Source organism: Thermosporothrix sp. COM3 (assembly GCF_059696735.1).
In genome coordinates, this window is the sequence record NZ_AP019376.1 from 7,598,340 (window position 1) to 7,623,705 (window position 25,366).

Sequence of the window (25,366 nt, forward strand, 5' to 3'; positions counted from 1 at the left end):
TTTTCACTCTGTTACAACTTCTCTCAGGATATCTTTGTTGAGATGTACAACCTGCGAGATATCTCGGAGAAAGCGGGTAAAGGCATTGTGGTAGACGTTCGGCTTTGTCCCATGGAGAATACCCTGGACAACAATAATAGAGGCATCAGCGAAGCTTACTTCCTGGAAATCAAGATCATAGTAACCAAGCGAACGAGGCTGTGTAGTAACGAGATTCAAATAGATCAGTTTGACTGGCTCTGTATGTTGTGATTGTAAACGAGCAACCTTTCTGCATGAACTCTCACGGAAGGCCTCATCATTCAATTTGATGTGCCAATCAGGATCTTCCTTCGGCAAAGAGAAACGCCCAAGCGTATACTCATTGTAAAACTTGCAATCGAAATAATAGGGGTAATGAGCTATTTTGAGATCTGCCGTTTCGGTCAGAATTTGCGGGAGCTCTTCAAGCACGAGTCCCTCATCGAGAAGAATAGCTGTGATGGCTTCCTCACCAATTGCACCTTTAAGAATAGCCTGAAAGCAGTAAGGAGTAAGAAAATGTCTACCCGCTGGTGGAAATGCTAAACGATAGCCTTGCGTCTGGAAATATTCCTGAACAACCTGGTTATCCTTAATCACTCGGTAGAGAAGGTTCATATCCCAGAGCAAAGTATCCGCAAGAAGCATGTAAGGGGGAAGAATCTCATTTTCGCGAGTTAAGAGCAGCCTTCCTTGCTGATAATAGGGGGACTCAGCAACACATGCGTAGTCTTGGAGCACAGAGTTGGAATAGTCATGTTTGAGCGCGGCCTGGCGCATCTGCTGCCATATCTGGCGAGCTTCAGAATCATTGGCACCTCGGCGTATCCCCTCCAAGCGAGATAACAAAGGGCGAATAGCCTCCTGGCAGCGATGATTCTGAGCAACGAGACGCGCATCTTTGAGATAACGTGCCTCCTTCTGCTTTTGAGTGAGCGCGGTACTCACTTGCAGTAGGATCTGGCGCAAATTGTTTGGCATAAAGGCCTCGTATTCTGCCCGCAACTGCTCAAACTCAGGAAGACAAAAACGCTGGAAATGTTGATAGACTTCCTGGCTGATCAGTGCCTGCTGGTCGGGCATCTTCTCCCAGATGCGGTCAATACGGCCTAGCGCCTGAAAAAAATTTGTGACCGAATTGAGGTGAGCATCATGTCTAGTACAAGCTTGTTTGTGGTAGCTACTATTCCAACCTGCAGAAGCATGTATGGTAGTCAACATCTGACGGAATTGGGCTAAGGAAAGTAGTTTTCCTGAATAGAGTTTTCCCAGGTACCAAATATTTTCTTTCAAACAGGCGATCCGTTCAGGTTCGGTCAGATCTTCATCGAGGGGATTTCCGAAATAATAGTAGGGTGTTTCCAGAAGGCCAATACGGGTAAAATCCATACGGCGTGTTTTTTCTGGTGTTGTCCAGTATTGCAGATTGATACCGATACCCGCAGATTTATATTGAGTGACGACGACTACAGGCTTCCCTTCCCAGAAGAGTTGATCGAAGGCGTGTTGTACATGCTCAAGCTGTCGCATTTTATTGCCCTGCCTGGCATTATAGAATGCAATAAGAAACGTTCTTCCTTTGATCAGAAGCTCAAAAACATCGAGATCATTGCTCTGCGAGCGCTTAGTAATAGAAAAGATACCTGATTCCGGCTTAGGATAGTGCTCAAACAAGAGGCGTATCTGACGAAAGGTATTCAAGAAAAGAAGCGTTGTATTAGTTACTTGCGAATGATCAGCATCTACCTCCTCCACAATCGAAGACTGACAAAGTTGCAATAGTACTGAAAAGAAGAGCTCTACGCGGCGCTTACGATAACCAGTAGGATCTATACCAAAATCTTCATCTTTGGCTACTTGACGGATATAGTTAACAATGGAATATTGTTCAGTATCGACTGCATTGAGCTCCGGCACAATATGAAGTGAAATGCTGTTCCCCCTTTTCTCTGCTTTTTCCTGATTTAATGCTTGTATTAATGTAACATCTTCTGTTGTCATTTCATGAATCTTCATTTGCTGGTGCATCCAACCCAGATGAAAATGATGCACAAAACGGGGAATATCTGCTGTAGCTGATAAGCCAAAAACTAAGTTATCTTGAACCAAGCTTCGTAATATCACTTCAGGCGTAACATGCATACCATAATGATGAACCTCAACTTCTTCCTCATCCGTGATCTGCTGCGGATCATAGATATCATACAAGCTATACCCCCGTTCGAGAAGTGCCCCTAGATCAGTCCCATCTTCTTGCTGATGAGGCACAATATATTGCGTAATACGCTCCAATTCATCAGGGTAAATAGTATCCTGAAAACAATGACGCATAATTTCCTGGTATACTAGCTCATCATTACTATTGCGTAAGTCTCGGAAGAACCGGATAATCAGCTCACATGCATAACTCACCGCACTAAAAAGCCGTAAGGCAGAAAGAGCCTTACGCTCCTCTTCCTCTTCTACATCATCCTTTTCAGCAGCAGGATCAGAGTATAATTCAAACGAACGATTCGTTTGACGAACATACTGAGTGCCAGTGCGTACGATGTGTTGTGTGCGGAAAATAACATGAGAAGAAGATTTGCTTCCTGTTCGGTGATCACTTTCAAAAAGTTTTCCAGTAAATTGATAAATGGTCGGATACTGTAATTTGGTCTCCTCTTGGAGATCTTTAATCACTTGTTGGATGTTAATTAATTGCTCCCGTAGCTCTGGCGAACTGGGATAGGGCCCATGAGGAAGCTTGTGTTCTTCCATTGCATGAAAAAAAAGCTGGACAAAGTGAAAAGGATTGGTGATTTGCGCAGACTCACAAATGAGCTTAACAAGGGTATTTTCAAGGTAGTCAAACTCATCCAAAAAGATGATATAGCCACCATTCTCTTTTGTCAGTGTCATCAAATTCAGCTGCCTTGACCCATCAAAGAAGCCATAATACGCTTTTTGAATTGTAAGTGCGATAAGGCGTATCTCAGGTCGCTGCTTAAAGGCGATAAAAGGGAATAGAGCCTGAATGATTGGATGGTTGAGGAGAAAAAGATAAGCTGCACTGTTGCCCCGTTTCGTCTTCGCTCCGAGCACTGCCGCCTGAAAACAGCGCATGATCGTACGTGCATGATCACTCATTTGCTCCTCACAGGATGAAGGAATGGTTTTATGTTCTGCGAGGATCTCTTCAAATGCTTGGCATGCGCGCTTTACTTTGGCCAGATCAACCTTCATATTTCGGTGACGTTGATTCCACCGCATGAGAGAAGACCGAAGGTATACCTCATCCTGAAATAATTCGTAAAAAGCTTGTTTTTTATCGCGTAGGGTGAAGAAAACAGTATCTCGGTCACTATGAAGAACAAGAGTATGTTCGTAACGCCCCGCGGCCTCAACGAGTTGCTTGAGATTTGCGAGATACATAAATTTTCTCTGCGAGAATGCAGGAAAATGAATGGTTACATCAATGGCACCGGTTTTTCCTATTCCTGTACCTCCTGGTGCTCGCTTTAAACCATCATTATGTTGTTGGATAGCGGAGATGTAAATTTGCTCATATCCCGGTCGATCCTCATTAAAAGTGTTAATAGCTATACCTCACATAAAAACTAAATGTTCAAAGAATGTGTTGAGTATATATTACTTTGGTTTTTATGTAAATCTAATATATATAAATTCTTATTAAAGACATATCAAAATACAGGCCACTGATTAAAAATATAGAAATTTACAAATTCAAAAGCAATAAAATACTACTGTTATTAATGTTATCCTATCCTGGTTTTATAATGAACTTAGCAGAATAATATAGAATATTTAGTATTCTAAATGAAGCAAGTATCTTAGAAAAAATAGAACATTTAAAAATTTTTGAAATATAGTAACACCACTATATAACAGAAGTATCGTAGTAACATAGATACGAATTGAACCATGCTTGTAATGAGCTTTTCTGCAAAAGCCACACACATAAGAACGGCTGACTGGTCGCCGAAGAACTAGGTGAAGTGCGCCTGGCTCCTGCGAGCCAGACAGGGACAAAGAGATGAAGCTCGATGCTCTATGAATGTCCTATCATTGCGCATGGTAGAGTGAAGGGCGTAGCCAACCAAACGCGGCGATCATTGAGATTCGTACGTTGTAATCGACCCCGGACGGCGGAAGTCGTGCAAGCTACGATGGAGCGAAACGACGCAAGGGCAGCGAGCTTCACATCGCAGTGGAACCCTGGCCTACCTGCTGGTGACGCCTGCCAATGCTCAGGATCGTGAGCAGATGGCCGCTCTGATACAACTTGGTTCTGCACTTGATTGGCGAAAGCGTGCGTATGGCGTTTGTGGGATTAGGGCTATACCCGTGAAGCGCCACGAGAAGCGGCGGCACAGGCAGGTATGGAGCTGGTTGTCGTAAAACTTCCACAGGACAAAGCCGCGCTTAGCCTGTTGCCGCGATGGTGGCCATGGAATGCCCCGTGAAGCGCTTTCGGCGGTTTGTCCGAAATGATGAGCAGTTTCCGCAAACGGTTGTATGCTTCATCACCATAGTGAGTGGGAAAGATCGAGCAGATCGTGAATGGCCACGCTCCGAGAAGAACGGAAAGCAAGAGAGCGTACAGGGACACAAAGCGTCACACACTTCAGCGCGAGCAGGAGTAAGGAGGAGGCACGAAAGATCAGGAAGCCCCTGGACAAAGACAAAAAAAGCCCTCTCTCTCTTGTACGCTTGGCATGATGGCTTTCCAACAGGGGGCGGCTACGAGGAAAGCAAGCGTCATGTGAGGGCGTGCTGCTTGGCTTTGCGCTCTTGGGCCACCGTCTGGGTACGCATCAGGGCCACAAAAGCCTCCAACGCCATCAGTTGGCCCACCAATCCCTTGATCGGCACCGTTTTGAGCAGCCGGCCATCCAACTAGATTTCAAAGCTCCGGCTGGCCGCTCGCAGCAGTACCGTGACGAACTACCTGCATAGGCCACGCCCACCGAGTAGAGGCGGTCATCAATGGCTCGTAGCCAGGCATCGGGATATACCTGCTCGTGGAGCGCAGGCAGAAGGGGCAACTGTGGATGAGCCACCCGGGGAGCGGATCCCGACAGGCACGGCCTTGATGAGGTCTCTGCCCGTTGGAGTGGTGTTGGTAGGCAGCAGTGACCTCACGCACCGACATGAGCGTGTCAGGCCGATGCACCAGGAGGCATTCCTATTTGGAGAGGCAATGATATCGCTCGACAAAGCCTTGCTGATTAGGCCGCTGGGCGGGATCATATTGGGATGGTGCCTACACACTGCAAAAAGCGCCTCAAGGAGGAGGGAACGTCCCGTGCTGGGGCACTACCCCTCCATCAGGGATAGCAATCACAAGTCAGCATGTGGGCTGCCATCGCGCCGCAAGAAGGGCACCACGGCATCACAGGACGTTTCCGCTCGGAACTCATCGCGCACCACCGCCTCCACCAAAATGGAGGTGCCTGCATCGACCCGCATTGAGCACCTCCACCACGTGCATCCGCTTCTCATCGGCATCGGTAGAAGGCATACTGGCATCCTTGCCTGTCCATATGAATCTCCTCAAGCGGCTCGCGTTGTGGAAAGCCGCTTGTGTTGCCGCTGGGGAGGATCGAGAAGGAGACTCTGCGGCCGCAGGATCTTTCAGAGAGTGGCGACCGAACAGGGAATCCAGACGCCTAACTGGGCTTGTTCCTGATCGCGCAGCAGGAAGGCGCGAATGGTGCGAGCTCCCGGCACGCGCTGCACCTGCTCGGGCGGATGCTCTCGGATCTGTACGATGCGAGCCACAATGTACGGATACACGTCAGGAAACGGCGTGCGTCTGGCGCGTGAGCAGGCATGCAAGACCGAGAGATTATTGGAGGGGATGGCGAGCAAGCGTTGTTGCTACTTACAGACCCAGCCTACTGACATGCGCAAGGTGTGGGCACGCACGCAGCGACCAGTCGGGATGCTCGCGCAAAAGCCCCCGAAGAGTGGCACGTTTTTCGAACCGCATCTCTTCCATGCCCTTCTCACCTTTCACCTGTTTGCTGGAGTGAAGTGTCCCTGGAAACCAGGCACTCGGGGAAGTGGGTCTCAAACACCACCTGTTTGCTTCAAATCTGCTCGATTCTTTGCGCTCATAGAGTCGGTGAATCATACAAAAGCTGTGGGTTGCGTTGATATGTTCTAACATAACGGAAGGAGTCTCGAACATGGAAATGCTCTGGAAGAAATGGCATTTGATTGAGACCGATTCGATGTATAGTATGTGATCGAGCAGATGCAACGCGTGTTATCTGCTCACCGAAGCATTGTATCTCTTTTTCTATTCCTTCCTTCATTTCCGCTTTGTCTCCCATTTTATTCATATCTTCTTGGTTCAATAGGATGATGGCAGAAAAATAAGGGTGCTGCTCTTATCTCCAATTTTGGTGTGCTACAAACCTGTGTCCCTGTAATATCTATTGTTGTTTTTCCTTCTCTCAATACCGTACACTACAAAAAGGATAGTATCACAGATTACCGAAAAAGAAAGTGGTGAGGATGAAATGACAGATACGAGAACCTCTCGTCTATTACACCTACACGCTCTTTGATTCTTTCTCATCTCTTGTCTGCATCACGACGACTCGGCTTGGGGGAGTAAGTTGTGGCCCGCTCTCCTCGCTCAATCTCTCTTCACGCGTTGGAGACGAGGATGACATGTCATCAGAAATCGGCAGAGGCTCTGCCAGGTTTTGGATGTTAATCCTGCTTCTGTCGTTCAAGCGCAGCTTGTCCACGGCAATCGGATTCAGATGATCGATCACTCTTCACCGAGAAAGGGCTACAGCCAACGGGGAGCATACATTTTGATATGTGGTCTGCTCTTCGGTGGCAGTTAGAAGCACATGGTGTACGCCCGGAGCACATTAGAGGACCGGAGCTGTGTACAGCATGTCACGTTGATGCATTTTATTCCTATCGGAAGGAGCAGGGAAAAACAGGTCGTTTTGCCTGCGTTTTGATGTGACGCTGAAGTGCCTCTCCTGGCTTGCATAGGGGTCGCTATCGTAACAGGAGGCAAGGTATGGAGAAAATTTCAGGATCTGCCAGAAATGCAGGATGTACAGGATGACCCGCAGTTCCTTCAGGCAACACAGGGAATAGCTTCAGAAGAGCCGTCAGGTAGGTCATTTGGTGACAGCGTCTCTGATTCTGGCCAAGACAAGCCGGGCTGTTGAGAAGTATGATGAGAGAAGAACGATATCTGCTTGCTTGATGGGTCATGACCACCACGCTTCTCCGAGAAGAGACAGAGAAACGCCGTGACATCCCGCGCTTCTCTGTTTGTGGTGAGCAGAGCGCCTTATCCGTGCTGCTGTGCTTCATGCACGATCTGCTGGTAGATATCCATATCAGTGTGTTGTTGCCAGCGGGGAAGAGCCTCCCAGGGCGCCAGATAGGAGGGTTTCGGCTGCTCGATCAAGCGCTTGATTTGGTCAAGCCAGAATGTATGCACACGCTGGCCTCCCTCTTCAGGAGAGCGAATCCCGTGGAGGTGAAGATCGCCTACCACCAGTTCGAAAACACTTTTACAGGCTTCTTGCTCCCATGCCGGCGTCTCTTCCCAGGGAGCGATATAGCCGGGTTTTGGCGTCCCAGGATAGTACCGTTTCACGCCTGCGATCCACGCGTGTCGAAAGAGACGGCCACCATTTTCACGATCCATATTGTTTTTCTCCTTTTTTATTTCGTGAATATATTTGCGTGTTGTTGTTCTCGAAAATGCCTCTCGAAGCGTTTCACGCTGGCCTGCTGCTGATAGGGCTTGAGGGCTGCTCGAATGATGTGAAGTGCCTTCAGGAGGAGGCCAGAGTGTCCCTCCTGGACAAGCCCCAGAAGCTGCTCTGCATACAAGCAGGCGTGTTCGACGTGTTGCTGTTGAAGAGAGGCGAGTGCGAGATCCCTGAGGACAAGTCCCCGACGTCGCACTGTTGAGGTTGTTTGTGTCAGGGCTTGTTCAAGCAAAGGCAGAGCCCGCGCAGGCTGTTTGAGCAGCACAAAACAGGCTCCCTTTTCTTCTGGTACACGGTCCCCCTGAAAACGAAGCCAGGTTCCGTTGGAGGCCCCTTGAAGATGCTGTCCTTCTTCTGCTCTCTCAAATGCCTGCAAGCAAGGATCAAGAGCCCCAAGGCCTGCGTACGCTTGTGCCATGAGGGCTGCCACCCATTGACGTGCAGCCGGGGCGGTTCCCCTGGAAGCGAGAACAGAGGCCCCTTGCAGAATGATACGTGCCTGCTCATATTCCTGTTCAAACAGGGGCAGAAAGGCATGTCTTGCGAGTGCACAGGCCCATATATCCCATGCTTGCGCTGCTTTTGCTGCCTGAGCAGCAAAGGTATAACAGTGAGCCGCATCGGTGTACAGGTTGCTGTCAAAGAAAATTTCACCGGTCAATTGTGCGAGTTCGCTTGAAAGGAGACTGAGATGGTTTCGTTCGCCAACGGATGAAGCGGTGTGCAACAATCGGGTAAGATGAGAGAGGTGGGTTTGAATGTCTTTTAAAATGAGGAGTTTCTGCGGTGTTTCTTGATAGGCTGTCCAGAACCCTCGATTGATTGTGGCAAGTTCCTGGTACGTTGTCTCATCGAGATGGGTCGACCGGGCAAAAAAGGACTGCACCCGCTCAATGTCGATATGATCAGGAAAAACCAGGGCACTGCTTGCCATACCCAGAAGTCGTAGCATGTCCCGACGTGTTTGATCCATCTCACTCCTATCGCTTTCTCTCAGGCTATCAAGGGGAACAAAAACAAGATCAGATGGTGAGCAGCCGAGGAAAGCGGCGATGTGGTGAACGCAGTTCACCGATGGTCGACTGCGACCGGCGCAATACTCTGTCAAAGTACGGTACCCGATAGAAACCGCATGTGCAACTTCCTGAAGGGTATATCCGTGTGCCTTGATGACCTGCTTGAGATTTGTACTCCATTGTACCGCATATGACTTTCCACTTCCATCGTCCATTGCTCTCTCCTGAAAAAGCTGCCGAAAAGCTGCCGATTTTTTACTGCAATTGTATCAGAGAAAGTGCATACTATGAACTGTAACATATTTTATCATCCTTTGCATGGAGTTCTGACATACTTTTGTCCTTTAGAGAAGATGAGCATATGTGCTTTTCACACTTGCTGGAGAGGATGGGAATGATGGTAACACGTGTTCGATGTGTTGAGGAACTCTTTTTGCAGAGTGGTAGGGACGGAAGACGGAGAGATGAGAGCGGGGAGGAGATGAGCGAGGTCACCAGCAGCGAGGTGGTGTGGCTGCACGCGCGCATTGCATGAGCAATGAGGCGATGCGCCGTAGTATCTCAGTTGTGGCGGCGATCTCATGCCATACGTTCCGGCGGCTGGAAGTGTTGGGAGGGGCCGGGTGGGCGAGCGGGTGTGCCAGGTGTCTGGTCAGATGATGATCGGAAGAGGAGAGAAGGTATATGAAGCGGAAACAGCAACCGAGGATTGTTGAGAAACAGTATGTGGTGATGCTCTCGTCCACAGAACTGGCGACGGCGCTGGTAGCGGTGCAGCGCCAGATGGCAGAACTGGCAGCGCGTCACCTGGAGACGCTTTCGGAACCAGAACGACTTCAGCTCTATGGACTTGCTCAGTTCACGGAGAAGAGAGAACGACTGATCGAGCAAGAACGGATGCGCGGCACGAGAGACGTTTCCACCTCATGAAGTATGGAGAAGAGAGAGGCGTAAACGTTCTCCTGGTGGGGAAAGGGGCTCGTGTCACCACCGTTGATGGGTGTCGTTTTTTGGAGCCTGGCTCAGAGAGTCTTGCTGTATTGTGAAAGGAGCATCATATGTTGACCGGGAAACACCTTCGGTTTTATCGAGTGGTACATGGTTTGACCCAGAAGCAATTGGCGGAGCGGGTTGGGATGGGGCGCAACACGATTATGACCATTGAAACGCAGAACCGGGTGATTCGCAATATTGAGCAGTTGATGGCGTTGCAAAAGGCTCTGCATATTCCCTACGAGGAGATCGGGTTTATGCCTGTGGAAAAGAAGCAGTCGCATTGATCGGTGTTGGTAGTCTCTCTGAGGAGATTGCTTCTTTCCTTTTTCCTCACATCCGGTGAGCCGAGCGAGCGTCAAGCGCCGGGAACCGTGGAACCTGGAAGGGCCATCCATCTGGCCCTTCTTTTCTTTTTTTCTGGTTTCCTGTCCAGGTGCCCGAAGCTCTTCTTTCTTCTCTATGCTCCCTTCATTCATGTCTAGAGCGAGCTGGCTTGAACGGTGTAAAGCCGCAGAAGCGTTGTTGTCTGCGGCAGAGAGGAACGGAGGGGCGAGCACATGTGCTCGCCAGCCCGACGGGAATTTATGTGGAGGTGCAAAGCGAGCGTGGCATGGTGAAGCCGGTTGCTGTGAGATGGGACCAGACAGGACCCAGGACGCCTCTTGTTTGGATGGATGCGTGTTGTGTAAGCGCCAGTGGCAGCACGATGCCAGTGGTGCGAGTCACCGCAAGCGCCACGTCCTGGACACGCCGGTATTGAGCGAGATCGGGGACAACCATAAGCACGGTGCCTGTTTCTCCGGGGAACAGGGGGCGCCAGCCAGGCAGGATGCGAGCATAGGCAGTGAGTTTGGCCTGAAGCTGGCTGCTGCCCATGGAGCCTTCATCCCATTCAAGCCAGAGTCGGGAGCGCCGAGGAAGTCTGTCAGCACCGGTTGCTTGCATCAGCACGGTGGCATCGGGATAGACAACAGAGCGGTTCCCGCGTCCGGTTTGCGGAAGCGGGTCTTGGAGGTGGGTGGTGGCCCATATCAGCCGCATTGGTGCCTGTTGTCGCGCCTGCGCACAGGCCGCCAGAAAGCGTAGGACGCCAGCGGTATGGCTCCATTGGGCTTCGAGGCGGGCCACCCCGGTTTGACGCAGTTGCCCGTCGGTGTCTGTTGCCAGGGCAGAAAGGGGGAGCTGCTGCCAGACTGCCACAAGTCGCAGGCCCCGTTCCGCGAGTTGCCAGCGCGTTTCTCCTGCTTGCTTCTGCGCCGTCACACAATGCCAGGAGTGCAGAAGGCGCAGATAGCGCTCACAGGAAGCTGCCGAGGGGGTGTCCAGAAGGGCGGCAGCTTCTGGAGCGGTCAGCAGCGGATGCGCACAGAGGAGTTCGAGCAGGGGAACCAGGCGCGGCGGGAAGACAAGGCTCCAGAGGGCAAGATGCTCACGCCAAACAGATGGAACCCGGGGGGTCACTTGTCGCTCTGCGCGAGGCTGTAGCGGTCCCCGCCGCAAAGGGTGGACCGAGCTGGCAGGGAGGGCGCTCGACGGGAGGAGCCGTGACCCGGGCAGGAGTCCAGGCGGGATGGCCTCGCGTGAGAGGGGGACGAGGTGCTCGCGCATCTGGCAGGGGCGCAGAGTTGCCCCATCTCGCCAGTTCATCCGCCAGAAGGAGGCTTCTTCCGGCTCGGTGGTCAGGTTTGTGATGAGCAGAGGCAATGTGCCTCGCTGCCTCTGGTCGTGTCGCATGATGTGCAGTGCCAGATGCCAGCGCTCTTGCTGCAAGGCGGAGCGCACGAGGACCAGCAAGAGCGGGGTTTGCTCTCGGAAGGGGAGACGTTCCTGTGTATCGAGTAAGCGGGCCCAGGGACGCAAACGCTGCACGATTCTGGCGGGCGTCCAGTGACTGTGCTGCGCCAGATCACAGAAGCAAAGCAGCAGATACCAGGCAGGCGGTGTCGAGGCTATCTCGAGGGTGCCGGGAGCGGTTCGACGCAGCAGCAGTGCTGCATCCGCTTCACACCCCTTGCTCCCTGAGGACACGGGCAAGACAGAAGGCCGTCGCCAGCACCAGCGTACCTGTGCGGGCGTCCCCTGCTGCGCCAGAGCTCGAGGAGCCTCGGCAACCGTGGCGTTGATGCGTGGTTGCAGGGTACGGAGGTGAGAGAAACGAGTCAGCAGACGCAGGATGCCCCGTTCATCGGTCTCCCAGAGAGCGGCTGCGGCAGCAGGCGTCATCCCTTCAAGGCTCGCGGCTATCTCCAGTCCGGCCTGGGTTAACACGTACCAGGTATGGGCCTCTCCTGCCAGGGTACAGGCCTCAATGGTGCCTTGCCCCTGTAAGGTACTGAGGGCTCGACGGACGGTTGTATCCGCCTCACCGAGCCCGAGGGCGAGATCAGGCACGCGCTGGAGTGGATAATGCAGCAGCCAGCGCAGACAGCGCTGCGCCAGCGAGAGGGAAGCAGCGGGTCTGGTCATCGCTCCGCTCCTGTTGTCTCCGCGTCCTCCGCAGACTCTATCTCCTCGTTGTCCTGTTCATCGAAGGTGCTCAGCTGCCGCTGCACCGACCGCTCCCGCTTTTTGGCAAACCGGGTGCTTCTTGAACGGCCTTGCTTCTTTGGGGGTGGCTCCGGGACGGGTGGGGCCGATGGTGTTGCGGCGGGCTCCCCTGTTGCGGCAGGCTGCGCTAAGGCCTCCTGTTGGGGAGGCTGCGCCCGCAGGGTCGCCGCAAGGTGGTGCTGGAGCTCCTGTTCCAGCTCGGTCCGCGGGCGAGTAAAGGCCGCGCTCCGGGCTCGGAACCAGCCAATGCAGCCCTCCGGGTCGAGCGCTGGTTGGTGGAGCCGCAACGAGAAGGTGGGGTATACCAGGGACTGATGAGTCAGGCGCAGGTAACAGGTATATCTGTTGAGCAGGACCAGATCCTCTTGTTCGACCTGCATTTCGCGGTGGAGTGTCCAGGCATCGGCTGCACTGAGCCGAAAGGTGACCAGATGCTGACAATTGGCGAGCGCGGTGGGCAAGAGGGTCGGGGATACTGTGGTCAGATACTCACACGACTGGGTGGCCAGCACCGCCGCTGCCCCATATTTGCGCAGTTCGGCTAAAAGGAGGGCATAATCAGCGCCGGCCATACTCTGGAACTCATCAATAATCAAGGTCGAGCGCACCCGCTCCGCTTCTGGCAGGACACTTTGTTGTTGATGCGCTGAGAGCATGAGGCCAAGCAGGGTTGCGCCGAGGAGGGAGGCGGTCGCGCTGCCGATTTCTCCTGCGGCAAGACGGATGATCACGATCCGGCGTTCGCGTAAGAGTGTCTTGAACGACACGGTGGAACAGCTCTGCCCAACGATGGCCCGCGCGGCCCGGGCTTCAAAGGGCACCATTTTGGTGAGGACCGGGTCAATCCGCTCGCGCTGTTGGCGCCCATCGAGAGGATCGAAGTACTGATACCAGAAGCGATGCACAAACGGATCGCGAACCAGGGCCAAGACGGCATGGCAGAAACGCTCATCCATCAAGACGGCAAAGACATCGAGCAAGGTATACTGCTCGCGAGCGCGGTCCTGCTCCAGCAGGGACAGATTGGCTTCATAGAGGGTGGCGAGCGCCATGCGAAAGGAGGCCTCCATGCGTGGTCCCCAGCCGTTTTCCCAGATGCGAGCAAAGGTGGTGATCAGTGTGGAAATGATCACTTCCCGCTCTTGCCCGGCGGAGGCATCAAGGGGATTGATCCCGACGCAGACGTCTGGATCTCCCAGATCCAGCAAGACCACATCCGCGCTGCGTGAAGCAGGTAGAAAGCGCAGTAGATCAAGGGCGAGATCGCCGTGCGGATCCAGGACAAAGAGCGCCTGGTCGTGTTGGGCGGCTGCGCGGGCCAGGTGGAGCATCAAGGTTGACTTGCCCTCCCCCGACTTGCCCGCAATAAGCACATGAGAGCGGAAGAAATCCGGGGGAAAGGCGAACGGCAGGGATTGGCCAGCATGCTCGGAAACGCCGACGATGGGTGCCCCGAGCGGTGCTACCAGGGCTTGTGGGACCAGCAGGCTTCGCGAGCGTTTCTGTTCTAAACCTGGAACATCGGTGAACTGCGCGGCCTGCGCCAGATTCCAGGCTCGTGCGACGAAATCACCGGTGAGATAGTGTCGCGAGCGGGGCACGCTCTGTTCCCACCGTCCCTGTGCAAGCGCCTGAGCGCGTCGCTCTGGAAGCGTCCTGGGGACAAAGTGTCCAGCAGAGGAATCGAATTGGCGATAGGTTGCGGCCAGATGCGTGAGGGCATCGTGGCGGCGCTGCTGCTGGCGGGCACGCCACTGCCATTCGAGCCAGGTGAGCCGCCAGAGGTGCGTGATGTGCTGGGCAGAGGTTGGCCAGGAACGCTGCTGACGCAGCCCCTGCCAGAGCCGTCGTGTGAGCGCCCACCAACGAGGCAAGAGCGCCATGCGCGTCCCGGGACCAATGACATAGAGATAGATTCTGCCACGATAGGCACATTGGAGGAGTCGCTGTTCGACCTGCCTGGACGCAAGATAGAGGTGTTTGCGTCGCAGCAGTTGCAGGAGCAGAAGCAGGACCAGGACAACGAGTCCACCAGCACCACCCCAGAGAGGGAGCTGCTCCTGTGCCAGCGTGTGCAGGCGGGGCATCTGCCCCGCGTGAAGCGCCCGCACCCAGGTGGTGAGTGCTGCCGGATCGCCAAAGACTGTCCAGAGCACAAGTCCCACCAGGAGCAGGCAGAGCAGCAGCAGCGTATTGCCACTGGGGGCACGCGACGTGAGGAGGGCTTCGCGCCGGGCCTGCCGTTCCTGTTCAAGCGGGTGCTCCAATGCCTTTCGCAGATAGCCTTGTGACCAGGAGGCAGGCAGAGGGATCAAGGCGATTTGGGCTACTGCTCGGAGGTCTGGCGGCAGGGTGCTGACCGCTGCAAGCACTCCGCGTAAGGGGTCTGCTTCTTTCATCGTTCGTAACGGGAGATAGGCGTCTGCTCCTGCCCGTAGCTCACAGACCGAACTGCGCTCCCCTCTCTCAAGGGTCAGCGGATCCTCCTGCGGTAGCAGGGGACGCGCCTGGACCTGGGGGACCCGCACCTGAAGCTGAGAGAGCGCGTGATCAAGTGTTTGTGGCGAGGAAGCCCGTAGCAGAAAGCGTTTGGTTTTGGTCTGGCCTTCGCCTGTGATTTCAAAGGCCAGAGGCGTAGTCGCATCGAAGACCATGCCTTGCAGCATGGTTTCCCAGGCTTCGTAGCGTTCCTGGGTTCGTTCGGGGGCCATCCGGCCCGGAACGAGGTGAACAGTGCACGGTGGTCGTCTTAGCATCTGGATCTCCCTTTGCTTAGTGCAATTTCTGTGTGCGCGAGGTGCCGTTGGTTGGTTCCACGGCCGTCAGCGGAAAGGGCTTGAGTCCACTGACTTGCTCCTCAGAGTTTGAAGTGGTCGCTGTGCTGCGCTGCGGCTTCACACCGTTGTGCTCCGGACCTTGCGGGGGAGCGGGAGTCGAGGAGTGCTGTGCATTCGTCCATTGCTCGGCCAGCTCGCGAGGATTGGTGGTGGCAAGGCGATGCTCCTGCTCGCTGGCAAGAAAACGGACTGGCATGCGTTTGCCATCCATGAGCATGAGTGCTTCTCCCCGGCGGAATGAGCGTACCAGTTGGATCTCTCGCGACGAGAGTTTGAAGAGCTGCCCCACCTCTTCAGCGGTCGTGTGATCCTGCCGAAAGAGGATGTGGGTGGCGCAGTTGGCGAGAATGGCGCTCTCCTGGAAGAGGCGGGGATGTTGGGTGATCCCGGTAATCGCAAGATACTGCTTGCGGGCCCGCTGAAACATCTCCTCGGCAAAACGGGCCCCTGCCCGATAGCGATAGAGCGTCGCTAGCTCATCAATAATGAGCAGCCGGGGCATGGTGGAAGCGAAGGAGAGATTCCAGACGGCATGGGCGATCATGAGCAGAGCAATCGGGCGCAGTTCATCATCAAGATCGCGCACATCAAAGACGACGAAAGGATTCTCAAGGCTCACATTGGTCTGATCCGTGAACAGCCCCGAGAGGCTCCCCTTCACATAGCGCTTCAAACGGCGTGCCAGGCCTGTGGTGTCCTCTCCACAATCGCCGCTTTCCAGCGTCGAGGAGAGATCCCGCAGCAGCGGGGCCGGTCGCTGATGCGTCTCCGGATCGGAGGAGATGCCGACCTTGCGGTAACACTCGTATAAAGCAATATCGAGGAGCGCTTTTTCCTCGACGCTCAAGGTGGCATCCGGGTTTTCCGGAGAGCGATGGGCCAGCATCATATCGAGCAAGAGATGCAGCCGCTGGATCTGATTGGCAAGGATATTTTCTTTGGTGAGGGCGGCGGCCTCTGCTCGCTGGTGCCGCCGGCGGGGCAAATCAAAAGGATTGAGATGGTGGGCGGAGCCCGGCGAGAAGCGGATCCATTGTCCTCCCAACTCAGTACAAAGGCGCTGATATTCCCGCTCGGGATCGATCACAATAATCTGGAGCTGCTCCCCGTTCGTCTCGCCCCGTCTGGCTCTGGCCTGATCCATCATCAAGAGGCGCATGATATCGAGCTTGCACTTGTAGCTTTTCCCGGAACCGGAGGGCGCCAGCAGAAAGCGATTGGCGTTGGCCAGCTCGTCCCACCAGTCAACGACGACCGGTTCTTGCTGCATGGTGATTCCTTCCAGCAGGGCGGTTGGCGTGGGGCGGTACACCAGATTACTAAAAAAGGGAAAGCAGGCGGCTACCGCGCTACTTGGAAGGGGGAGGCGTGAGCCGGGGTGAAAGGAGCCCGGGATACAGGTGCGAAAGCCGCGCTCTTGCTCAAAATGGAGCACATGAGGCCGATGGGAACTGACAGTATAGGCGGTATCGAGCAGGCGCTGAACTCGTCGATTCAGTTCCTCGCGCGAGGGGGCACGAACGAGTAAATGGATCGCATGCTCATGCAGTTGCTCCTCGCCTCCGGCGATGCGCTCAATAAGGGGCTCGATGTCCTGGGCCGCAACATGCAGATGCGGGTTGGCAGTACGTCCTTGCAGGTGCTGGCTCTGCAAGCTGCTCTGATAGTGCGTCTGCTTCCGTCGCAGCAGGCGCAGAGCCTCTTCTTGCTTGAGCGGGAATTGATGAAAGACGAGATCCATTTCCTCATCAAGCATGATCAACTGCTGCAAAAAGCCAGGGGCAACCAGGCGGGGGAGGCCCCGCAAGGCCAGTACACAGAGCCATTCGCGCTCATCGAGACAGAGCGCATCCTTCTCGATGCGGATGGACGAGGGGGCAAGCACATCGTCAAGGCGCATCTGGGTGCTCAAGGCGGTTTGCAGTGCTTCTTCCGTGAGTGGCTGCTGGGTCGCTCGTTGGGCGCCATAATAGGCGTCGAAGAGGCGGACGATCTCGGGATTCTCCAGCCGATGTACATGCAGGTCGAGTTGCTGGAGACCGGTAGTGATTTGCTCTACTCGGAGCTGGACCTGCTGCCAGGCCTGTTCATGAGAGAGTGCAACGGCTTTGCGGCGCGCGTTGCGTCGCCAGGGAGCGGTTTCGACGGCAAAGGGATCGGCCGACACAACGAGGTAGAAGCGTCGCTCTAAAAGCATGGTGTTAGTCGTATGCTGGTGCAGGAAGGCTGTATGAGAGGCGGCCAGACTCTCTGGCTCCTCACTGAGAGGAGCCAGGAAACGGGTATAGGCCGAGAGATCGAGCCGGGTGACGCGGACGAGAAGCTGTGTAGGAAACGGGAGTGTGCTGTAAAAGCGCTGATAGAGCTGAAAAATAGCTTCTTGTTCGGTCTCCGAGAGCAGGGCAAAGTTCTTGCCGGTAATTTCCAGCAGTGCACAATAGCGTCGCTCTCCGTTGGGATTCCAGAAACAGGCGATACCCTCAGAGAGGGCACGCAAGGGTACGAAGGTGTGTGTGCTGCCCAGACGAGCGGGGCGCGAAGGAAACCAGGGAAACGGCATCTTATTGTTCCTCCTTGTCGTGGTGGGGTGAGAGTGAGCTGACAGTAAGCGGACGCCAGACACTATGGCGTGGGCGCAACCAGAAGCGCAGCACGAGCAGACCCCAGACTTCAAGGGGCTGCCCCTGCCAGGAGCCCCACCCGAAGAGCAGGGCCAGCAGCAGGGGGGCCAGGAAGAGTCCCCAGAAACAGAGTTCGAGCAGACCTCCGTTCCGCCAGCTTGCACAACTGAGCCAGCAATTTGCCGAGAGGAAGACACCCGTTAAGAGGCAAAGGAACTGCCGTAACGAGATATCAATGGCCTGAATGGAAAAGACGATGTCCTGAGTCTGTAAGCGTGGAACGGTGCAGCGTTTCATCAATACCTCCTTTCCTACTGGGCCAGAGCTGAGGTGACCAGGTTTGATAGGGTGATGGCACCCAGGACGATAATGGTGCCGATAATGGCTGAGGCCAGTGCTTTCTTAGCAGCGGTCTCCTGATGCACGTTATCGCCGGCCGTCATCCACAGATAGCCCGCATAGAGGAACGAAAGGGCTGCGAAGCCGCCCACAAAGCCAGCAAAGACTTTGACCAGGTTCAGAATGGTCTGGTTGAAGTTCACATCAGCAAGCACCAGGGTGGTCATATCAGTGAGAGCAAAGAACATCGAAAGGACCTCCTTTTACGCTTCGTACTCGTTGCGCAGAATGCGCTGCAAATAGTGTTGGGTTTCTGTAGGGAGGTGGGCGAGCCAGTCTGCCCCAAAGGTAGCAATCGCATGCTCAGTGGCGCCTGGGCCCGCATTATAGGCCGCGAGTGCTTTGGCAAAGTCTCCGTGGTAGGTGTCCACATACTTCTTCATGAGCCGAGCTGCACCTGAGAGGGCTTCTTCAGGATCCCAGGGATCGACATGCAACCGGGTGGCGGTCTCTGGCATCAGTTGGGCGATACCTGCTGCTCCTGCCGGAGAAAGCGCCATCGGATTGTAGCCGCTTTCCTGGTTGATTTGGCGCAGAAACCAGGAAATCTGTTGCCCTCGCAGGCCTGCCTGGTGCGCGGCCTGCCGGGCCAACTCCACATAGGGGGAGTCGGGCAGATCCTGCCTAGTTGGGCAATAGGGCGTAGATAGCCCAGCACCTCAAAGCCTGGCCAGGTTACCGGATGCAGGCTGGGGAGCAAGGAATGCTCGTCAAAGGCCCGCGGCCCGTTGGCTTGAATGAAGGTGAGTTTTCCGGGATGAGAAGCGGTGGGACGAGTGATCTCACGAACAATCGCCACATGGCCATAGGTGCCGCCTCTCCAGACCAGGATATCCCCGGGAGCAGGGAGTCCCTTCCCTACCGGAATGCGTTGCCATCCCGGAAAATGAGCATAGACTTCCCAGAAGTCACTCGCGTTGGGGGCGGCAGGTAAGGGTGCGCCAGCAGCAGCATAGGCCCCGGTGACGAGAAAGACACACTGGAGTCGTCCGGGCTGCCAGAGGGAGTAACAATCCGAGCTCACTGGGCAGACCTGGTTCCAATAGGTCAGCACGTTTTGCGGGAACCGCTCCGGGTGATACTGGGTATCTGGATTGCCCGAGAGGTGTTTGCCCATCTCGGTGGCGGCCCGTACGACGCGTGCTGCGAGCTCGCTCCCGTTTAGCGTGGTTGGCGGGCCTTGCTCTCGCACCTGCGGAAGGAGAGCTTGCATCAGGCTACAACAGGAGAGCACTGACAGGAGCAGGACCAGAAGAGCGCAGCCCGAGCCAGGAGAAAACAGTTTCATGGATCCTCCCTCATGCTGTCAGCATGGCACGCGCGATCGCCCCACCCACCTGAGCCGTCTGGCGAATGGCCTGTCCAAGCACTGCGGTTGTTGAGGGTGTTCCAGCCAGAGTCGTGCACACCGCGCTGGCAAACCACCCGGGGATTTTCATGACCAGACAAAGGATCGCGCTCCCGACCAGGAAGCCCAGGATCCCGCTTTCACCTCCAAAGGTCGAGACCAGGCCGACACCAAGCACGATGACAACCACCTGAACGAACTGTACAAAAATGGTGGCGATAAAGGCACTCATCCAGAGATTGGCCCATCGTTGCCAGGCAGGAAAAGCGTAGCAGAGCAGCGCGATAGGAGAGATGACCCATAAGACATCGAGCAACGCCAGACGAACGAGCGCTTGAAAGAACAGCAAGAGTGCCAGGCAGAAAATCAGAGCGGTGGTGATCCAGCTTGAATCTTTCGCGTCAAAAAGACTATGCCCGTTTGTGAGATGTGAGGCAACATCGATCTCGATCTGTGCGGTTCCTAAACAGAGTTGTGAAAGCAGATTCTGGATCGAGAGGACATGCTGAAAGAGGAGCGGCGAGGAGAGCAAGCAGACAAAGGCCAGCAGGAGTCGCGGAAGGACCTGAAGGGAGCTGGCTCCACAGAGCACATGATAGCCTGCAACGAGAAAACAGACTGACAGCAGTGCGGAGGCTGCCAGCATCATCTTGTCATGCAGTTGTTTGACGGCAGGTTGTTCATAGGTGAGATTAGAGCCTGTTGTGAAGAGAAAGTTTTTCCCCTCCGCCACAGCTCCCTCATAGAGGGAACAAAGTCCCTTCCAAATGGGTTTGAGGACGGCTACCCTGAGAACATCCGAGGTGTCAGAAGACAAGACATTCCAGACTGATGGCTTTTGTTCCAGTGGGCTTGGGGGTGCCGTCTCCTGGCAGATCCGAGTATGATGTTCCTCAGAGAGCATCCTGGGCCGGGAGGAGGGTCCCAGACCGTAACCGTAGCCAGGAGCGGTGGAGGAAAGCGAGAGGGCTGAAGTGGCTCGTGTTGTGAGCCCGCTGATCTCAAGACCGACCAGGAGGAAGATACCAAGCCAGAGGACAGAACCTATTCGCCCGAACCAACATTTCATAAGTGGTGATCTCCTTCCAGATGACACTGTTTTTTGAGCGCCTCGATTTCAGTTGCGAGGACACGATATTGTTGCTGTGATTGCTGCATCTGGGTCTGTGCCTGGATTTTGGCGGTGGTCAGCGCCTCTATCTTGTGTTTCAGTGAGGCGAGTGCTTGTGTCACTTCGTTCTGTGAGATTTTCCAGGGGAGCGGACCGGCAAAGGCAGGGAGCGGACTGGCATTGGCGGTTTTCCATGCATCTTCAATGCGTTGCTGTAAGCTGTGCATCTCTTGCAACGGTTTCTCATCGAGGTGAAAGACCTCTTCGGGAAAGGGATAGATGGGGAGAACCCAGATTGCAAAGAAGGGACAAAGATCTTCCGAGGTACGAGCTCTCTTCAGGTTCTCTTTGAGCAGAGAAATATCTTCTGTGGCTCCTTTCAGGTTAGTGGCAAAGGGCGCCGCGACGGCATCCGTCCAGGCTTGGTCATGACGCTGCAATTGTTGCAGGTACGAGCGAACGGTCATATGGGCCAGAAAGCCAGTACGAATCTGCTGATAAGCTTCCTGGGTGACCGGATAAAAGGACGTGGTCGATGAATTTGTAAGCATTGCAACGTCGAGCCGCTCGTCATGAAGTGTCCCCGACCAGGAAAACAGATGACCAAGATGAATGTTGACCTGATCCTGCTGAACGACAACCTGGATCGAATAGGTAGTTTCGCGAGGAGTCACGCTTGCCGAAGCTTCTGAAGGCTCGTCAGTACTGGTTTTGGTAAATTGCCCCAGGAATGGACTTTGTTCTGTTGGCATCCACTTGAGCAAGAGTAGCTCTTCTGTATCAGAAGCGAGATAGGAGGGCTGTGAAGGGGTGCCACAGGCGGTTATGCCTGAGAGGCAGGACGCCAGCAGGCAACAAAACAGCACAATATGAGTGGCCTTCTTCATGCGCCCCTCCCTGCCGTTTTCTGGCTGCACATATCGAGCAAGAGCGCTGGATCAGAGGAAAGATAGAGCAAGGGATGCGCTTCCTCAAAGCCGAACAGGTGTGCTCGCTGAAGCTGATACAAGATGCCCTTGAAGTAGCCGTGCGTATTGAGGAGGCCGAGTGGCTTGTGGGCCAACCACCCTCGCTGTTTCCAGCGTAGGAGTTCAAAAAGCGATGTGAAGGTCTCCAGTCCACCGGGCAGGACAATGATGGCGTCGGCGAGTTGAAGCAAGAACTGAACTGTGAACAGCTCGCTTTGGAGATCCCTTTCGGTGGCCTTGAGATGAATGGTCTCGCCACCAGCGGCTTGTGCAGCCGAAGCTGCAAGTTCAGCGAGCCCCCCGGGGGTTGTTGTATAGATCAAACTCCACCGCCGATGGGCGATCGCTTGACCCAATTGCAAGGCTGCGTGCTGCGAGCAGTCAGGGCCAGGACTGGAACCGGCAAACAGACAAATGCGATACATAACACCTTTCCTTCCTCACTCCACCATCATCAGGGGAGAGCGTTCAAAAACGAAGAATGAAAACCGTCTGGTGGCATTGTGCCTTTTCATGCCCGAGGTGAGAAGGTACAGCACCCACACATCACTCACACAGTACCCACACAGTCCCCCTACAGACCCCAAGGGTGCGTCTCGTTGTTGTGTATGCTCAGAAATGGCTGTTTTGCTTTTATTTCTGATTTTGTCGAAAAAGAGAAGAAGAGCTATGTATCTGATTGTAGGGATATAGATGGTATACGATTCATTTTATGTTTAAAATATAAAGAAAATGTTCTTACTTAAAAAAAGAGTTGTATTGAACGTATGAATTTGGTTGGGCTATGATAGAGAAAAAGCAATGTGGTTGTGGTCTCTGGGGAGGTGATGCATGTCTTTAAAACAAGCGCCCCAACGGAATGAGCTGTTAGTGCAAGCCCGGTACGAGCATGGCTTGACCCAGGAAGCCCTGGCCGAGCGACTTGGGGTGGATGTGCGAACGGTAAGCTCCTGGGAGCGTGGATTGCGCACGCCGTCCCCACACTACCGACATAAGCTTTGCAAACTGCTGGAAAAGACCTCGGTTGAGTTAGGTTTTTCCCTGATGCCTCCTCCTGAGACGGAGCAGCAAGCAGCAGCATGTCTCTGGAGCAAGCAGGGAGAGAAGAATCGTGCGAAGCTGCTCCAGCGGGTCTGGAGGTGGTGGATCGCGGACGGATTAGAGTGCCGGTTACATCGAGAGCTTATCCTGCTGGATCTAGAGGAGCGCTCGCATGTTCTCCACAATCCCTGGTGTCATGTCGCCCAGGAGTTACAACGAGCTCCGCAAGTGCTTCCTTCGGGAACAACCATTCTGGAGGCGTATGAGATGGCGGACGAGGCGTTGCTGATCCTGGGCGAGCCGGGGGCGGGAAAAACGACACTTCTGTTAACCCTGGCACGGACGCTTCTGGAGCGAGCCGGTCAGGATGCATCGTTGCCGCTTCCTGTGGTGTTGCATCTGGCGGAGTGGAGCCGTAAACGTCTTTCCTTTGAGGCGTGGGTCTGCGAGGAATTACATGAGAAATATCGTATTCCATGTAATATTGTGCGGGAGTGGGTTGAAACGGAGCAGCTTATATTCTTGCTGGATGGGCTTGATGAAGTGGCTCTGGCTCATCGTGGTGCCTGTATCGAGATGCTGAATCGGTATCGAGATGCGCATGGACTGGTACCACTTGTGGTCTGTTGCCGGACTGACGAGTATTATGCGGAAGCATGCCTGCTTCACCTGAGGAAGGCGGTCGTGCTGCAACCGCTGACGCAGCAACACATCGATCAGTATCTTGAACAGGCGGGAGAGATATTTTCGGTATTACGAGAAGAACTGCATCAAAATCCGTCCTTACGACAAATGGCGGCAACTCCCCTCTTCTTCACCTTGCTCTGTCAAATATACGAAGGACAATCCAATGCAGCGTCGTGCGATAGAGGGGCGCTTCAGAGAGAGCATCTCTTTCAGGCATATGTCACCTGTGTCCTTCAGCGGCGGGGGCCTGTACGGCACTTTTCTCCTCAGAAAACGATCCAATGGCTTCACTGGCTCGCGCGACAATTGCTTGCTCATCAGCAAACAGCATTCTACCTTGAGCGGCTCCAGCCTGATTTTCTGGAGACGGAACGAGCCCGGCGTCTCCATTATCGGCTCACGGTATGCGTTGTCTACAGTTGCATCGGGATCGTGCTTGGCGCTTTGTTGGCGTTATTGCGTGGGGGAAGTGGCAACGGAAAGAGTGGTGTTGGGGCGGGACTGCTTGGTTGGCTTGGAGGAGGGCCGGGAAACCAGGTATTAGAGTGGATGGCTCCGGGTCTGGGTAATGGGCTCACGGGTGGAGGAACCGTAGGTTTTCTTTTTGCAATTGTTTCTTTACTGATCTTGCTGCTGGTTGACCCAGCGTCGAGCGCGCGTCATCAGCGAAAGCGTGATCTCTCGCCGGTATGGACTGCACTGAAAGAAGGTGTATGCATTGGAGTCAAAGCGAGCATTGTGGTTGGCATTGGAGGCATGATCATTTTCAGCGCCTTTGGAGGGATTTCGCTTGGTCTCTCCTATGGGCTCGGTTTTGGCCTTTTTGACGGCTTGCTCATTGGTATCTACAATGCGTGGATTGCGGGACGATATGGTAGCGAGAAGCAAAAAGCGAAGGGAAAGGAGAGGCTTGCATGCTGGCTTGACCATGCATGGCTTGGGCTGAGTATGGGGGTTGCCACCGGAGGCAGCTTCACTCTTGTCGAACTCGTGCTGCTTGGCTGGGGAGAAGCACTTGCGTATGGCACCATTGTTGGGATCAGTTTTGGGGCCTTCTTTGGGATTGGGAGAGGTGGCGAAGTGATTCGTGAGTTGGGTACCCGAATCTATCCGGCGGAGCAAGTGGCATGGTCCTGGAAAGCTGTCAGGCAGCATTGGCTCACCGATGGGCGTCGCGCCGGTATTGTTTGTCTGTCTGTCATGCTTCCTGTGAGTCTTGTGCTGGGAGCTGCAAGCACGCTTTTCCATCCCCATGATGGGTTCTATGGTCTGGCGTACGGGGCGGTATTTGGACCCATTGTCGGCATGATTGCGGGTATAGCGTGTCTGCTCACCGGGATCTTGAATAGTGGGTGGTCCAGCGATGTACTTGATGAGCGCTATCTGAGCAGGCCAAATGAAGGGATCCGGCGCTCTGCCTCACATGCGTGCTTTGCCGCCTGCGTTTTTGGACCGCTTGGCGGGCTGGCAAGTGGGAGTGTCTGTGCGCTCGCTTTTGGGCTCCTGGGACAGGTATCGCGTTGGCCTGTGCTGGGCGTTGGTTTCGGGATCATTTTTACGGTTGTCTTTGCTCTGATCTTCGGGATGGTGCGTGGGGGGAACGCGTGTATTGAACACTATCTGCTGCGGCTACAGTTGTGGTGGGAAGGAGCGATGCCATGGAGGTATACGCGGTTCCTGGATGAAGCGGCTGAGCGAATTGTGCTGTGTAAACGAGGCGGTGGCTATTTGTTTCTTCACCGCCTCTTGCTGGAGTATTTTGCGTCAGGGCAGCAGCGGGAAGCCAAACCCCCAGAAGACAAGCACGGTCCCGACCAGAGCAAGCAACATCCCGGCACAAGCTTGCGCGAGCGTATGGGCTCGTACATACCAGCGAGCCCAACCGACCAGCAGCAAGCAGGGAGCAAGGAGAAGCATGATAGGGCCGAAGAGAAGCGTATAGGTCGTGAGGCAGCCAGTAAGAGCGATCAGATGAAAGCTAATTTTCCAGATGCAGGTGATGGCTGTTCCTGAG

General features: G+C 54.4%; 22 protein-coding genes and 1 pseudogene. 5 read left to right on the top strand and 18 right to left on the bottom strand.

Annotation, left to right across the window (positions count from 1 at the left end):
• Positions 1 to 3 precede the first annotated feature (3 nt).
• The 6 genes from KTH_RS32385 to KTH_RS32410 form a co-directional block, all read right to left on the bottom strand.
• Positions 4 to 3,435 (bottom strand): hypothetical protein, encoded by a 3,432-nt coding sequence (locus tag KTH_RS32385; protein ID WP_497623053.1) that lies wholly within the window; start codon positions 3,433 to 3,435, stop codon positions 4 to 6.
• Between the two features lie 786 nt (positions 3,436 to 4,221).
• Entirely contained in the window at positions 4,222 to 4,431 is a 210-nt protein-coding gene (locus KTH_RS32390) for a hypothetical protein (RefSeq protein WP_497623054.1), read from the bottom strand.
• A 351-nt stretch (positions 4,432 to 4,782) separates the two neighbouring features.
• Entirely contained in the window at positions 4,783 to 4,920 is a 138-nt protein-coding gene (locus KTH_RS32395; RefSeq protein ID WP_497623056.1) for a hypothetical protein, read from the bottom strand.
• A gap of 7 nt (positions 4,921 to 4,927) precedes the next feature.
• Positions 4,928 to 5,197, bottom strand: coding sequence for a hypothetical protein (locus KTH_RS32400; protein ID WP_497623058.1), 270 nt, complete (start codon positions 5,195 to 5,197; stop codon positions 4,928 to 4,930).
• 167 nt (positions 5,198 to 5,364) lie between these two features.
• On the bottom strand, positions 5,365 to 5,493 hold the full coding sequence (locus KTH_RS32405; RefSeq protein ID WP_497623060.1) for a hypothetical protein: 129 nt from the start codon (positions 5,491 to 5,493) through the stop codon (positions 5,365 to 5,367).
• A gap of 165 nt (positions 5,494 to 5,658) precedes the next feature.
• Complete coding sequence (locus KTH_RS32410) at positions 5,659 to 5,895, bottom strand: hypothetical protein (RefSeq protein WP_497623062.1); 237 nt, start codon at positions 5,893 to 5,895, stop codon at positions 5,659 to 5,661.
• Between the two features lie 931 nt (positions 5,896 to 6,826).
• Here KTH_RS32410 and KTH_RS32415 point away from each other — a divergent pair.
• Positions 6,827 to 7,015: pseudogene (locus KTH_RS32415) on the top strand (laccase domain-containing protein); the annotation flags it as partial.
• A 336-nt stretch (positions 7,016 to 7,351) separates the two neighbouring features.
• Here KTH_RS32415 and KTH_RS32420 read toward each other — a convergent pair.
• Complete coding sequence (locus KTH_RS32420; RefSeq protein ID WP_497623064.1) at positions 7,352 to 7,714, bottom strand: hypothetical protein; 363 nt, start codon at positions 7,712 to 7,714, stop codon at positions 7,352 to 7,354.
• Between the two features lie 17 nt (positions 7,715 to 7,731).
• Positions 7,732 to 9,012: a helix-turn-helix domain-containing protein gene (locus tag KTH_RS32425; RefSeq protein WP_497623065.1), complete on the bottom strand. Its 1,281-nt coding sequence runs from the start codon at positions 9,010 to 9,012 to the stop codon at positions 7,732 to 7,734.
• A gap of 316 nt (positions 9,013 to 9,328) precedes the next feature.
• Here KTH_RS32425 and KTH_RS32430 point away from each other — a divergent pair, with 316 nt between their 5' ends.
• The 3 genes from KTH_RS32430 (at position 9,329) to KTH_RS32440 (ending at position 10,077) form a co-directional block, all read left to right on the top strand.
• Positions 9,329 to 9,457: a hypothetical protein gene (locus KTH_RS32430; protein ID WP_497623067.1), complete on the top strand. Its 129-nt coding sequence runs from the start codon at positions 9,329 to 9,331 to the stop codon at positions 9,455 to 9,457.
• Between the two features lie 24 nt (positions 9,458 to 9,481).
• Complete coding sequence (locus KTH_RS32435; RefSeq protein WP_497623069.1) at positions 9,482 to 9,727, top strand: hypothetical protein; 246 nt, start codon at positions 9,482 to 9,484, stop codon at positions 9,725 to 9,727.
• Between the two features lie 128 nt (positions 9,728 to 9,855).
• Positions 9,856 to 10,077, top strand: coding sequence for a helix-turn-helix transcriptional regulator (locus tag KTH_RS32440; RefSeq protein ID WP_111326096.1), 222 nt, complete (start codon positions 9,856 to 9,858; stop codon positions 10,075 to 10,077).
• 298 nt (positions 10,078 to 10,375) lie between these two features.
• On the opposite strand, the gene KTH_RS32445 is transcribed toward KTH_RS32440, so the two are convergent.
• From KTH_RS32445 to KTH_RS32490, 10 genes are read right to left on the bottom strand one after another with little or no spacing between them, the layout of a single operon-like run.
• Entirely contained in the window at positions 10,376 to 12,259 is a 1,884-nt protein-coding gene (locus tag KTH_RS32445; protein ID WP_497623071.1) for a hypothetical protein, read from the bottom strand.
• Positions 12,256 to 15,096 carry a helicase HerA domain-containing protein gene (locus tag KTH_RS32450; protein WP_111326098.1) on the bottom strand — a complete coding sequence of 947 codons (2,841 nt, stop codon included), beginning with the start codon at positions 15,094 to 15,096 and terminating at the stop codon, positions 12,256 to 12,258. The genes KTH_RS32445 and KTH_RS32450 overlap by 4 nt, the downstream gene beginning before the upstream one ends.
• 16 nt (positions 15,097 to 15,112) lie before the next feature.
• The gene (locus KTH_RS32455) at positions 15,113 to 17,737 is read right to left on the bottom strand and encodes a VirB4 family type IV secretion system protein (RefSeq protein WP_111326099.1); all 2,625 of its coding nucleotides are present in this window, start codon (positions 17,735 to 17,737) and stop codon (positions 15,113 to 15,115) included.
• A gap of 1 nt (position 17,738) precedes the next feature.
• The gene (locus tag KTH_RS32460; protein WP_111326100.1) at positions 17,739 to 18,095 is read right to left on the bottom strand and encodes a hypothetical protein; all 357 of its coding nucleotides are present in this window, start codon (positions 18,093 to 18,095) and stop codon (positions 17,739 to 17,741) included.
• Between the two features lie 14 nt (positions 18,096 to 18,109).
• Positions 18,110 to 18,385: a pilin gene (locus tag KTH_RS32465; protein WP_111326101.1), complete on the bottom strand. Its 276-nt coding sequence runs from the start codon at positions 18,383 to 18,385 to the stop codon at positions 18,110 to 18,112.
• Positions 18,386 to 18,400: 15 nt separating this feature from the next.
• The gene (locus tag KTH_RS32470; RefSeq protein WP_111326102.1) at positions 18,401 to 18,697 is read right to left on the bottom strand and encodes a lytic transglycosylase domain-containing protein; all 297 of its coding nucleotides are present in this window, start codon (positions 18,695 to 18,697) and stop codon (positions 18,401 to 18,403) included.
• Positions 18,655 to 19,485 carry a CHAP domain-containing protein gene (locus KTH_RS32475; RefSeq protein WP_497623074.1) on the bottom strand — a complete coding sequence of 277 codons (831 nt, stop codon included), beginning with the start codon at positions 19,483 to 19,485 and terminating at the stop codon, positions 18,655 to 18,657. The genes KTH_RS32470 and KTH_RS32475 overlap by 43 nt, the downstream gene beginning before the upstream one ends.
• A gap of 10 nt (positions 19,486 to 19,495) precedes the next feature.
• Positions 19,496 to 20,614 carry a hypothetical protein gene (locus tag KTH_RS32480; protein ID WP_497623076.1) on the bottom strand — a complete coding sequence of 373 codons (1,119 nt, stop codon included), beginning with the start codon at positions 20,612 to 20,614 and terminating at the stop codon, positions 19,496 to 19,498.
• A complete protein-coding gene (locus KTH_RS32485; protein ID WP_497623078.1) occupies positions 20,611 to 21,543 on the bottom strand; it encodes a hypothetical protein in 933 nt (310 codons plus the stop codon). The genes KTH_RS32480 and KTH_RS32485 overlap by 4 nt, the downstream gene beginning before the upstream one ends.
• Positions 21,540 to 22,049, bottom strand: coding sequence for an LOG family protein (locus KTH_RS32490; RefSeq protein ID WP_497623080.1), 510 nt, complete (start codon positions 22,047 to 22,049; stop codon positions 21,540 to 21,542). The genes KTH_RS32485 and KTH_RS32490 overlap by 4 nt, the downstream gene beginning before the upstream one ends.
• 406 nt (positions 22,050 to 22,455) lie before the next feature.
• On the opposite strand from KTH_RS32490, the gene KTH_RS32495 reads away from it, so the two are divergent.
• Positions 22,456 to 25,365 (top strand): helix-turn-helix domain-containing protein, encoded by a 2,910-nt coding sequence (locus tag KTH_RS32495; RefSeq protein ID WP_497623082.1) that lies wholly within the window; start codon positions 22,456 to 22,458, stop codon positions 25,363 to 25,365.
• The last annotated feature ends 1 nt before the right edge of the window (position 25,366 follow it).